General features: G+C 38.1%; 8 protein-coding genes, 1 pseudogene and 1 CRISPR repeat array. Of the genes and pseudogenes, 1 reads left to right on the forward strand and 8 read right to left on the reverse strand.

Annotation, left to right across the window (positions count from 1 at the left end):
* Nucleotides 1–162: 162 nt before the first annotated feature.
* Both AB5N96_RS13185 and AB5N96_RS13190 read right to left on the reverse strand, forming a co-directional pair.
* Nucleotides 163–1122 (reverse strand): tyrosine-type recombinase/integrase, encoded by a 960-nt coding sequence (locus AB5N96_RS13185; RefSeq protein ID WP_499705736.1) that lies wholly within the window; start codon nucleotides 1120–1122, stop codon nucleotides 163–165.
* A gap of 504 nt (nucleotides 1123–1626) precedes the next feature.
* The gene (locus AB5N96_RS13190) at nucleotides 1627–3372 is read right to left on the reverse strand and encodes a mechanosensitive ion channel (RefSeq protein WP_239584912.1); all 1746 of its coding nucleotides are present in this window, start codon (nucleotides 3370–3372) and stop codon (nucleotides 1627–1629) included.
* Nucleotides 3373–3933: 561 nt separating this feature from the next.
* Here AB5N96_RS13190 and AB5N96_RS13195 point away from each other — a divergent pair.
* The gene (locus tag AB5N96_RS13195; protein WP_342526654.1) at nucleotides 3934–4779 is read left to right on the forward strand and encodes a DUF2382 domain-containing protein; all 846 of its coding nucleotides are present in this window, start codon (nucleotides 3934–3936) and stop codon (nucleotides 4777–4779) included.
* Nucleotides 4780–5333: 554 nt separating this feature from the next.
* Here AB5N96_RS13195 and AB5N96_RS13200 read toward each other — a convergent pair.
* From AB5N96_RS13200 to AB5N96_RS13225, 6 genes and pseudogenes are all read right to left on the reverse strand, one after another.
* Entirely contained in the window at nucleotides 5334–6206 is an 873-nt protein-coding gene (locus AB5N96_RS13200; RefSeq protein ID WP_499705737.1) for a hypothetical protein, read from the reverse strand.
* A 154-nt stretch (nucleotides 6207–6360) separates the two neighbouring features.
* Nucleotides 6361–7002 (reverse strand): hypothetical protein, encoded by a 642-nt coding sequence (locus AB5N96_RS13205; protein ID WP_204590455.1) that lies wholly within the window; start codon nucleotides 7000–7002, stop codon nucleotides 6361–6363.
* A 41-nt stretch (nucleotides 7003–7043) separates the two neighbouring features.
* Nucleotides 7044–7928 carry a DnaJ domain-containing protein gene (locus tag AB5N96_RS13210; RefSeq protein WP_204590454.1) on the reverse strand — a complete coding sequence of 295 codons (885 nt, stop codon included), beginning with the start codon at nucleotides 7926–7928 and terminating at the stop codon, nucleotides 7044–7046.
* Nucleotides 7928–8620 carry a DarT1-associated NADAR antitoxin family protein gene (locus AB5N96_RS13215; protein ID WP_204590453.1) on the reverse strand — a complete coding sequence of 231 codons (693 nt, stop codon included), beginning with the start codon at nucleotides 8618–8620 and terminating at the stop codon, nucleotides 7928–7930. Before AB5N96_RS13215 ends, AB5N96_RS13210 begins: the two co-directional genes overlap by 1 nt.
* Before the next feature lie 10 nt (nucleotides 8621–8630).
* Nucleotides 8631–10013, reverse strand: a complete 1383-nt coding sequence (locus tag AB5N96_RS13220; RefSeq protein WP_499705738.1) for a DarT ssDNA thymidine ADP-ribosyltransferase family protein — start codon at nucleotides 10011–10013, stop codon at nucleotides 8631–8633.
* A gap of 181 nt (nucleotides 10014–10194) precedes the next feature.
* Nucleotides 10195–12222, reverse strand: a pseudogene (locus tag AB5N96_RS13225) (type I restriction endonuclease subunit R, EcoR124 family); the annotation flags it as partial.
* A gap of 128 nt (nucleotides 12223–12350) precedes the next feature.
* Nucleotides 12351–12775: a CRISPR direct-repeat array (repeat unit 32 nt; unit sequence ATTTCAATCCACGCACTCACAAGGAGTGCGAC).
* The last annotated feature ends 44 nt before the right edge of the window (nucleotides 12776–12819 follow it).

Here is a 12819-nt window from a genome sequence, read left to right on the forward strand (position 1 = left end):
GTCTCCATAAAATCAAAATACCATGAACACTGGGCTCATGGCATCAAAAATTATATACTTTCTTATCTTTTAAAAAAGGAACAACAGGGAATTGATTCCCTGTTGTTTTTCTTTATTTAGTTGAGACTCTGAACTTCATTCTTAACTTAATTTGCTAATTATCTACAGTCCAATACCACTAGCTACGTTATCCTCAAAAATGGTCCCAAGTTTAATGTACCGTTGGAGGGAAGACGATTGTTTATGTCGGGTCTGTTTCATGATCTGATGTTCCGTCTTTCCTGCCTTCGCCGCCGACGAACAGAACCCACTTCGTAGACTGTGCGCACCGAAGGCTTCAAAGTGAAGCCCCACCTCTTTACAATACTTCTGGACGATCAATCGAACGGATTGGGCGGTCAACCGGTCATATAGGTTCCCGTGCCGATCGATACGTCGGAAGACCGGCCCCTCTGTGATGTCGGCCTCCATTAGCCATTCTTGTAGACTCCGAACGGGACACGTGAGCGGATTGCTCCCATAGGGAAGGGCCACTTCCTGGCCGCCCCCTGTCTGGTCCGTCTTACTTTTTCCGATCTGGATGATCAACCCGTCTTGCGTAAACTGGATATCTTCCACATCCAGCGCCACCAATTCACTCCGACGGAAGGCGCCCGCCCAGCCGATGACGAGGAGCGCATGATCTCGGATGCCGATGCGCGAAGAAGGAAGTACGTGTACCAGTTGACGGAGGTCGTGTAGCCATAGCGCGTCCTTGCCGACCTCTTTCACGCCGATCGTCCGCTGGATCCCGTTCCAGACCCCCTGGACCAGAGGCGTCTTGGTCGGGCTCGCATAATTCGCGGTCTCATGACGCTGCGAGATGGCCGTCATCTTTCGCTTGATGGTCGAGGCCTTGCTCGTCTGGCTGAGGAACGTGAGGTAGTAGACAATCGTCTCTTCCGATGCTGGGAGCGATTCGAGGGAATGGTCCTGACACCACTGGACGAATAGGCGCCAATCTGTTCCATAGGCTTTCTTGGTGTTGACCGCCTTCGAGTTGGTCAGGTGCGTCTCCGCTAACGTATGAAGTTCCTGTAGGTCGGTCGTCAGGGCGCTGGCGCCCCGTTGGATCTCGTGCATGGTAAACCTCCATTCTCCATCTTCATTTGAGTTTCTTCTATTATAATAGACCCTGTCACCTAACAAGAGGTTGCTCTCACTTACACAAGTTTGATCGTACGCAAATGTCTGGCTATGCCAAGACCTTTTTTGTTTGCATCCCGGATGGATCAGATCTTCGCATGTCATCTAAAGTGCATCATCCGAGTGGCCATCCAATGAATCACATTAACAGATTAAGGGAGAATATGGATGGATATAAAAAGGGATTTCCTTACTAAATTATACCACTTCTAAGTAGCGATAAGGATGGTTATCGCTACTTAGAATCTTAAAAATTGAATTGTTCTATTCCTCTCTCATAGTATGAGAATTATTGACAGAATTTCACTCCCACAAAAACCCATAATGATTCATGAGACAATCCAGAACACTTTTTTAAAAACCAGGTAGATATAGTAGGAATAAAAAATCAACCTGGCCAGTAGAAGCCAGGTTGATAAAGTGTGCGTCATATGATTTCAATCAGAAGTTCTTTTTATCATCCTCTGTACGGTAATCGTAAGTGGATCCATTATCTGTATTAAAATCATTGGATTGAAGATGATTAAAGCCAGTGTCTTGAGGAACGTCTTGTGCAAGCGTATCATCTGCATGTGCAGAAGTTCCATGCATATAGCGTTCTTCCTCTTGAGTAGATTTCATATCATCCTTCGCATCTTGTTTCATTTGTTCCTTTTGCTGTTCGTAGTTTTCTTTGTCTACTTCAGCCTCATCAATTGATTTTTCCATACGATCTAGATAGCGAGAAGCGTGTTCACGTCCACCTAAACCAAATGCTAAACCAAATGCAAGGGCAACTCCACCAAGGATTAAGATAAACGCCGACTGGATGATTCCAGGTGCAATTCCTAATTGGCTAAGTGCCATAAAGAAAGCAAATCCGAGGATTGCATATTTAGCTACTAAGCGTAAGAAGTGTGGAGAACCTGATGCATCTTTCATCAAGCTACCTACGAGTTTCTCAGCTAAGTTAGCTAGCCAGAAACCTACCGCCAGAATAACTAATGCAGCGACTACCATAGGAAGGTAAGCAAATACTGCACTACCTAGTGATACCATGAAGTCTAGGTTGACAAGTTGTAGTGCTTCCATTACAAACAGAAGAACAATTAATACTTGAACAACTGTTCCGATGATTGAAGCTAAATCAAAGTTAGAAGAATTCGTTTTGTTTAGACCAATTTTTGAAGCTAAATTGTTGATACCAAATCCATTTAATAAGTTGACCACAAAATCTTTCACAAATTTCGCTACGTAGATACCTACAAGTACCAATACAATAGCAACGATGATTTGTGGAATCATGGCCATGATGTCATTTAACATTGCAACGGCTGGTTGTGAAATACCATCAAGGTCAAGAATTTCTAAAGCTGTGATCGTAATTGGGATTAAAATCAAGATAAACGCAATCAATCCAGCAATTTTAGAAAGGCTTGTATTTGAAGTCGTATTTGTTGGTGTAGTTGTTGAATTATTTTTCAAATTCATTTTGTCCGTAAATTTGTCAATTCCAACAGCATGTAAGAATTTCTCTACTAGATTGCGAACTAATTTCGCGATGAAATACCCTATAGCAAATACGATAGCTGCAGAGACCAGTTTAGGAATGAAATTAATGAAGCTAGATAACATGTCTTCAAATGGACCGCTTAAGCCATCAATTCCTAATGCATTTAATACAGCGGGTAAGAAAAGAAGGAAAATTAAGTAGTAAGAAACGTTGGCAACCGTGTCTGTCCACTTCGTTTTCTGTTCACCAGTAGCTGACATGCCAGTCTTTTGACCAAGTTTGTTGAAATCGACTTTGTTGCCCAGCATTTGGATGCCTTTTTTAACTAAGGTAGCCAGTCCCCAAGCAACTAGTAATATCAAACCAGCTTTTAAAATGTTTAAGAAAGCGCCTGTCAATGTGTCATACATGTTCGCAAACGGAGCTGCGAATGTGTCGAGGTTAAGTATGTTAAAGAATAGAACGAATGCAAGGATGAGCAAGATGAAAAATACTACCTTACTAATAATCTTTTCGACTGACCATTTAGAGCGTGTGTTACCTAGACGTTCATTGAGGTTTAGTTTACGAAGACCTTTGAAGACTACTTTCTCAACAACTTTCGCGATAATAAATCCGATTAATAATACAAGCAATGCGAGAAGTAGGTCAGGTAGAGATGATAACATGTCTCTTACATAATATTCATTGAACAATAGAGTTCCCTCCTCTGTTTTGTTATAGGAAAAACTGTTTGATTTTCCTATATAGGTTATACCCACTGAACTGTGTAATAAAACTAAATTGAAGCTAACCGAAGAAGAAGTAATTATCTATAATGAAGATTCCTATACCACAGATAAACACGATGTAAAGTCTCACAATCGGAGTTAGGGGAATTAGGAAATTTACTGTCTCTGATCTTTCTTCTAATTATAAGTGGGATTATCGTGAATAACATAAATTGATTAAAAATTATGAGGTCGCAAAAATAGATTACTTATCAAGAGAGAAATAGAGAATTCATAGCAAATCCTCTCTATTATTAGCGTTTGTGATGAGACCTTTAAAATAAGAAGCTACGCTATACATTGAATATAGATAGATATTTTTTCAACTCATTTCTAACTAATACCTACATATAAAATTATGATTGACTATTCAATCATTACAAATATTACAAATTTTATAAATCAATTTAAGTTTATTCTTGTTTTAAATAAGGTATTTCCTATATAGAATCAACTTAATTACGAAAAGAACGAGGAGGATGTAAAATGGAAAATCGAGACAACAAGCTATATGGAATCTATGATACGGAAACTGAAATCCAAGCGGAAATGGATCGCTTACGAGCAGAAGGGTATACGGAGGAAGATATGTATATCGTTTCAAACAGAGACAATCAATATTCTATGTACCGTGGCTCTTCTGATTACAACACAAACGAAGAGAGCTCTTGGTGGGATCGTTTCAAAGCCTCTCTAACAGGTGAAGATCTTATTCGAGATCAACATTTTACGAACATGGGATTGTCAGATGAAGAACGCACACGCTATTCGAGCGAACTTGAAGCCGGAAAATATCTATTATATGTAGATAAAGATTACGGAAATCACTTCACTGGAAGTGTGGGTTCATATGATACAGGTAATACATTCGAATCTACTCATGAAGGTACGGAAGAAGAACGCTTAGAACTTCATGAAGAACAACTTCATGTCGATAAACAACGCGTTCAAACTGGTGAAATCGATGTAGAGAAGCATGTCGTAGAAGACACTCAGACTGTAGAAGTCCCTGTTGAGCGCGAAGAAGTCTATATCGAAAGACGTCCAGTCAACCAGGAGTCTTCTGTCCATTCAGAAGGTAACTTCGGTGAAGGGTCGACTCATGCTTACGAAGAAGAAGGACGCATTCACATTCCAGTGACGGAAGAACACGTCGAAGTGACAAAGAAAGATGTTGTCGCTGAAGAGATCGTCATCGGTAAAAAGAAAGTGATGGATACGGAAACCGTTTCTGAAACGGTTCGCCGTGAAGAAGTAGATATTCACGATTCTACAAACCAATTACGTGATACGGATCTAACAGACCGTGACCGTACAGATCGCGATCTATAATAAAGTTATCAAAAGAAGCCAGTTTCCCTGCTGGCTTCTTTTTTGATTTGATAATTAGTTGTTCTCTTCTTTTTGTGACTTTTAAAAAAAATCGTAGTTTAATCATAGTATATAAATATTTCAATTGAAGAGTCTATTACGAAAGCTCATTAATTCTTAAAAAGTTATCCAGATACTAAACACCATTTAAATCAAGTGAGCTCATTGATACGTGGGTTTGAAACACCTTATGGTATGGAAATGTTATCTACTGTCCATTGGATTATGAAAGAGAACCCTGAGCAGGCAGAAAATTTCAGTTCGGTTTATCAAGAAGTTTTAGCTTGGAATGATAGAAAAAAGAAATTGTTCTCTGAGGAACATGTTTTCAAAACTTGGCAGTATTTAGTGAATTATAGACAAAGTAATGCGAGCTAAACAAAAAAGCTAAATTTGTGTATACTAGTTAGTAACAGAACCCACCACGCCTCTTTACAATGCGGACCAAGGTGGGTCATTTTTTGCATTCAAAAAGGAGCCTGAATTTGGCTCCTAAACTGAATGTTATTTTAAATTCACTTCATAGATGGCCAGTTAAACTCCCCTTTATAATATGTTCGTTTTAATCGTCCTAAGTCATGATTCCACTCGGCAATAGCATACGAATATTTACTTCTCCCATTAGTTTGTCGAACCCTTAAGGCAATATTGCCATCTATGATTCGAACAACCTTCTTTAAACCATGCTTAGCAACAGCTCTTTGTAACACTCTCCACCTTTGTTCTCTACTAGTACCTGTAATCTGATAACCCATATCCCTTAGAAAACTACTGTCATTTAATTTCGCATCTTCAAGCTCTCTTTCGTTATCTAATTTCCATTGTTCTACTCTCTGATCATGACGTTCTATAATACCATTTTGTAAATCCTCAAACCTTTTTACTAACTCATTATGCTTAAGTAGCAGCTTTCTATATTCATCCTCTTGTTTATGGGGATGTTGTGAAGTGGTCTCTTTAGAATTTAATTGTTTCTGAAGGTATAAATTCTGATCTTGTAAATTAAAGTTTTTCCTCTCAAGCTCTTTGATTTTTTCATGAATAATAAACAATGGTTTATTTGGACGAATATTTTCGACCAACTCTTTTGGCTTTATTTCTTTAGGTACATCAATAATAACTACTAGTATTTGAACAATAGAATAAATATAGACACCCATCATTGCAATCATCCATAAAACTAGCATGAATTCAGAAGAAATTAAAAAAGTAAGTATAAGACCCAAGAATAAAGATGAATAAATGTTCCCAAATCGAACAGCCAATTTTTGAAGTTTGGGTGAATAATATTTATCCATCAAATAGACGTATGCCAAAATGCTCCCTAAACCTAATGTAAGAATAACTAAAATCACACAACTAATGTCATAAAATCTTGTATTCTTCATCGAATCCCCACCATGTTTTTAATCTTAGTTTATCAGAGTTTCATCACTATAAATATCTCTCTTGTTTCCAAAAGGCTCTTTTTGAAATTAAAAAACTGTATCAATTAGAAGAGAATTGACTCCTCTAAATCAACACAGTTTTTGCTACCACTACTTATTCTTCTCCCATATCCTCTAAAGCTTCCGGATACACAACAGAGCTGATAACCTCGTCAGTATCCACATCCTTCACTTCAATAAGCACTTCTAAATCATCTGACTGAACGCCACTGAAAAGTTGGTATAGTGTACCGACCATTCCAACACTCATGGTCGCAAACCCATCAAAGCTGTTCTCGAAAGCTTCACGGTCTACACTCAGTGTGAAGTGACTATAATCTTTATTCGTTTCTACTCCCTTAATTGATGGGAAGTCACCCGATTCAACTAAGTCTGTTTTAGTCTCTTCCACACTTGCTGCCATTTCTTCCATCATTTCTTTATGTTTGCTCTTAGACATTTTGTACGTAACAGAACCATCGTCATTGGCAGTTGCTTCACCGATTCCATCTGCTTCTGCATTGGCAACTACTTCTGCGAGATCTTCACCTTCAAAGAAGCTCGCTGGCAAGGTTACTTCTACATTAAATAGTCCTTTATCGACGTTGACGCCACCTTCTTCAGACTCAGTCTCTTCTGTATCTACTGTTTCGGTAGAGGCTTGATTCTCTATTTCCTCGGCTGGTGCTGTTTCTTCATTCCCACATGCACCTAAAACTAAAAGGCTCGCTGCGAGTAATGCTACTAGTTTTTTCATTGTATTCTCCTCTATTCAAAATAAATTCCACATAATCAGTTTTACTCAACTTTTAACTCTCCATTATTTTGCCAGCCATCTACGAGTCCTGTATGATAATCAAATGTAATATAAGAAATTCCATAGTTCCACCAATTCCCACCGATAGTTATACCATCTGGCGTCCCCATAATAGCTTTCACTTCATCTTTAGTAGATCCAAGTCCAAAAGTCGTGCTACTGCTTGATACTGTAGGGTTGTCATTAGCAATTAAAGAAGTTGAATCATTCTCTAATCTATTAATTAATTCTTGATTGAAACTCGCCAACTCTTCATTCTCATCTTCAAGTGCAGCGACATTTTCTAATAAAGTATCGTATTCTATTTGTAATGATAAGTATTCAGATGAATTAGTAGTTCCCTTTTCGCTTTCTAACACCTCAATTTTTGCTTTTAAATCATTGTTTTGAGTGAGTAGCTCTTCTAAGTTTTCTCGTTGCTGAGTAATCTGCTCTTGCAGGACATCACTATTTTCATAAGTATCAACCAAACTATTATAATCATTCACTATTGTATTATTTTCATTTAGCAACATGACTATCGCAATGACAAACAAGATTACTATGCTTAATAAAGGAAAAAATAGTTTATGCCTCCAGGTAGTTTTTCTGATGCCACTATCAAAAGGTGCAGACGAAGTTGTAGTTTTTCTTACAACTACATTTTTGTTCTCATTTAATTGTTGTTGTGTTTCTGATTGGAATAATTGATCATACTCTTCTTTTCTCTTCGAGTTTGAAAGTACCTCATAAGCCTTTTCAATCAACTTTTTTTCTAAAGGTGAATGTGTTGTACTCATTCTATCTTGATATGCTTTGTATATTTCGTCCTTTGTTGATGAGGGCGATATATTTAGAAGATGATAATAGTTGATTTGGCCAGCCATTAAGATTCCTCCTCAAAAAGATTCTGTTGTTGAGTTTCAATCATCTCGTTTTTTCCATATATGCCATCTAGCCTTATTTTTAAATAATTTGAATCTTCAAGAACTTTGTGAAGCAGATTATGGTTATGTAAATACACAAATAAAGCTGCTGATCTTGCCTGACAATTGAAAGATTTAGATGGGTTATATTCGATGTCAGTAAAAGCGTCATATTTGATGAGTTCCATAGATAAGTGATGATTCTCTGAAAGAGCTTTTAAATATATCCAATCATAAAATAAAGTTTTAGGTTTTAATGGCCACTCTTCTAGAAAATCAAATTTTATTAACTCTCCAGATCCTTTTAAGCGAGCATCTGTTTTAGCTTCTCGTGGAGGTGCTAATAGCAAATCCATATAAGGCCCACCTTTTTCGAACACCTTAGAGCTTTGAAATATATTTTCTACAGGTATTTTTTGTTGATTATGTTGGATTTTAAGATTAAATGCACTCAATTGCATACCAAGTGGGTCAATACTTTTTGAAGATATCTCTAAAATCTTCGAGTCGGGATTTTCAACTAAGTAATTTTGATGTAATGACTCTATCGATTTTTGTTTCTGACTTATAGAAAATCCAGGAAACCAGTTGAATTCGACGCCTTCCTCTCTAACTCCATCTGTATAGACTACAAAGATTGGTCTACTCGCCATCAAATTCCTCCTAAATTCTATGTTGAAAAAGCTTTTTGGTTATTTGAACACTTACATTCTCAGTAACGATTTCATTGCAAACTAATTTTACATCTTCAAAATCATACACATGTATTTTCTTTATCATCTCTGGCTCAACTTTATCTCTAATAATCACTTCAGCTTGAATATCGGTTGGATTACATCTTAATTCATTATCTTTTCTAATACGGATTGCATTATCTTTACCTAATATAGTGGAATTAAATAAACTTTCGAATGCTTCAGCTGTAGCTCTTTCTGAAATCGTTTTTGATGATTGATTTTTATTAGCCGCGTTTGTTTGATTAAATATACAGTTTTTAGACCAAAGTATTTCTGCTGGCACTTCAAGTAAGCACCACTTTTCGTCGGGAAATTTCTCTTGTACCCTTTTAAAGTAATAGCTGTTCGGATGACTAATAGACCAACATGTCCCATCTAAAATACCATCATTACGATTAACATCTGTGACAAGATGATAAATACCACTTTGCTTTATTTCTAAGTTAGATAGAACTCCTTTTTTCATAATACCTTTTAGATTGCGTATAGCTGTAAAATGATAAACAGAAATAATACCACGACGATGACAAACGTCTCTTATACTTTGATGAAGGCTAGTAGTAGGAACTACTTTCATAACATTCATGGTGTTAGAAGAATCTATACTCACTACGGTTTTCGGAGAAGATTCTGTAACTGCTCTAGAGTTTAGATCGGGTCTGGGTTTTGCCCCTAGTGAATCTTCTTGCTTTTGATTATTTTTTGTTTCAGTATTTCTTAGTTGTGTTTTATTCGGCCATAATATATTTCTTAAAACAACTATCTCAGATTGGATATTTTTTTCAGGCACCCATTTAAATGCTTCATATAGTTCTTGAAACTCCTCAAATGTATTTGCTGAGCTAGAAAAGATTTCAAAAGCTTTCATACGATTCTTCTCATTAAGTGTTTCTAAAGATTTTCGATTTAGAATCCTTCTAGACGAATTTGTTCTATCAAGCTTATCTTCTTTTATATCCTCTAATATTCTGTCGACAACTTTATTAACTATGTTTGGGTCTGTATTATAAAACTCTTGTAAAAGCTGGTCATCTACATTTGTTTTTTTAATAGTGTTTGTTTCTGTAAATTTACCAGCTGATTCTAAACTCTTAAAATCTATTGATTGAATGTCTTTTGTATCTCTTAACTTCCAATAGATATAGCGAATTAAAAACCATATTGGAAAACCTGTTGCTATATAATAAAACTTATTTTGATCGACAAAAGCATCTCCAGCTTTAGCTGCATAAATAAATATTCCTATAAATCCACTTAAGAAAAGAGTTATATAGTAATTGGGCGTAAAGAAACTATCTAAATACTTCATAACTGACCTCCGGAATTCCCTATTACTCTTATATTATATTAATGGCATATTTTAGTATATAAAATTTCTATTTAGGAGCTAAAAAAAAAGCCATTCCGGCTCAAGCTTCTTCTATATATTATTTTTTTCAAATAAAAAAAGGAGCCGGTTCATTGGCTCCTCAAGTTAATATATTCTCAACCTATCTCAATTCTGCATCCAACGAAACAAGAACCTCATCTAATGTAGTGCGCCACTCGCGTTTTAACTGTGGTCCATATTTAAATGGGATAGCGCCCGGATGGATTTCTTTATATTTGCTGAAGTCTTTACTATCGATGATTCCACCGATATTCGGTATTGGGTCGGCTCCTATTTGATACTGTACTGCAGATGCATGAAGTTCGCTTTCACTTACAAACCACGTATTTCTAAACTCTCGGATGGCTTGGTCATAGGCTTGCGTGAAGAACCGACGTTTCAGACTAAAGATGTCTTCAGAAGGATCTACTTCTTTCGCATCAATGGCATTCAATATCTCATTGTATACAGCTTTCACCACATCGGATTTCTTCAATTTCTGAAGTGCTTTCTCAATCTCTAAACGGACGTCCTGATTATTCGCCGAGTAGTCACCCAATAGTTTATCGATATAAGTAGAATCGATATCGTAGAGTTTGATAGCGTTTCCGGAAAAGAACTCGATTTCTGAGAAATCCGGTACAATGCCTTCGCCTGGATCCCCGTCAATCGGTGGTTTCTCCTCCACTAAAGATCCCTTAACTGTGTTATAGACGCCCGCTGTCTCTGCAATAACCTGCACTTGCTCTTGCAAAGTTTTTGAGGTGGCGATGGCATCATTGTAATCATCATACGTGACGAGCGCTTCAAAGGAATTGTTGAGCTCTTGAAACGCGACCACATAATCAATGCGGTCCTCAATCGGCGAATGTTCATTGATATCCGGTGTCTTCTCCAGAATAGCCTTGAACGCTTTGTGTGCTTTCTTGAAGCGCTTCAACGACTCATCATATGTCGGATATACGAGTCCAGTTTCGGTGTTTTCGTTCGAGTAGAGTCTCGTTGCATCCTCTACATTCTTCTCCATTGTCGCCGGTTTACGGAATGTAACAATGAGTCCTTTCGTTTTCCCAGGAAACGTACGATTCGTTCGAGAAAAGGCCTGGATCAAGTTCGCGTAACTTAAGTTCCGGTCCACAAACAACGTCTGTACAGTTGGTGCATCGAATCCGGTCAGCAATCGATCTACAACAATGACAAGGTCCACTTGTTTGCCAAACTGCTTGAACTCTGCGCGCTTTCGAGCCAGTCGATTGTTGATATCCCCGTTATACCGTTCGATATCTTCCAGTGACCACGCCGTCCCGTAATAGCTGTTGTAGTCTTTGATGATTTGACGCATCTCATCTTGATTCTCTTTTGCATGTTCTTCATTTTCTTGAAGCGAATACGTGATAGCAACTCGTGGAAAATCTGGATCGTCGATTGTGCGACCTTTTCGAATTGGTTGGCCTGCAAATTCATTTTCCATCCAGTCTGGATCCTTCGTCATTGCTTTGATGGCATGATAATAGCGCTTTGCCATATCAATCGAGCTCGTCGTCAAGATAGCTGACTTCTGCGGTCGACCATTTAAGAAATCAAACTTTGTATAGGCGTTGTCTGGACGTAATATCTTATGAATCACTTTTTGAATATGGTCATCACTTTCATAGACGCTAGTCGCTATGTAGGATTCTTTCTCCACGTCATCCATTTCATCAATCTTTGTGTTCAACTGTTCATCTGTCAGGTGTGCAGACGATTCAGTTGAACGGAGTTGCGTAAAGATATGATTATAAAGAGATGTGGATTCGATTGTGCTCTCATGTTCGACTTGGAAGCCAAGAACTGAACCGTCTTCTAACGCGTTCTTGATCGTATAGCTGTGAAGAAGGTCTCCGTACTGGTCACGTGTCGTCCGTGCAAGCTGCCCTTTTGCTTGTTTCTTGTTCTCGTTGAAAATAGGTGTTCCCGTAAAACCGAACCATGTCGATTTTGGGAAGAACCCTTTGATGACTTCCATTCCTTCAGAACTCAAAGCTCGGTGGCATTCATCCACGATGAACACAATATGCTGGCCCATTAATTTCTTGAACCGGTTAGTTCCATTCTTTTCTTCTTGTTGTTGTGCATAGCGAAGCGCAGCCTCAAGCTTCTGACGCGTTGATTTAGGTACCTGTGTATCAAACAATTCCAACTATTCACTATTATTCACTTCACATGCAGGAAAAGTGCCGTGCACAGGTACCCTTTCATTAACGGCGTACTGCGCGATGCGTTGCAACAGGCGGTCAAATTTCAATCCACGCACTCACAAGGAGTGCGACAGTAATTCAGCAGCAGTATAAACAATTTTTTATAATTTCAATCCACGCACTCACAAGGAGTGCGACGACTCGTTCCAATACCGATTGATTGACCAACACGATTTCAATCCACGCACTCACAAGGAGTGCGACAAAATTCAAGCTAGTTGCGAATAATTTCATATTATTTCAATCCACGCACTCACAAGGAGTGCGACGATTAATATTGTATTTTGATTGTATTATTAAATATTTCAATCCACGCACTCACAAGGAGTGCGACTGATAGTCGTGTATGATGTATGAGTAAATGCTGATTTCAATCCACGCACTCACAAGGAGTGCGACCATCGGACGGATTCAAGCAGGACTAAACGCTGATATTTCAATCCACGCACTCACAAGGAGTGCGACACAACCGCAACTTCGATAGTGATTGTGGAGCAAAATTTCAATCC

This window comes from Chryseomicrobium imtechense, from assembly GCF_041475995.1.
GTDB lineage: Bacteria > Bacillota > Bacilli > Bacillales_A > Planococcaceae > Chryseomicrobium > Chryseomicrobium aureum.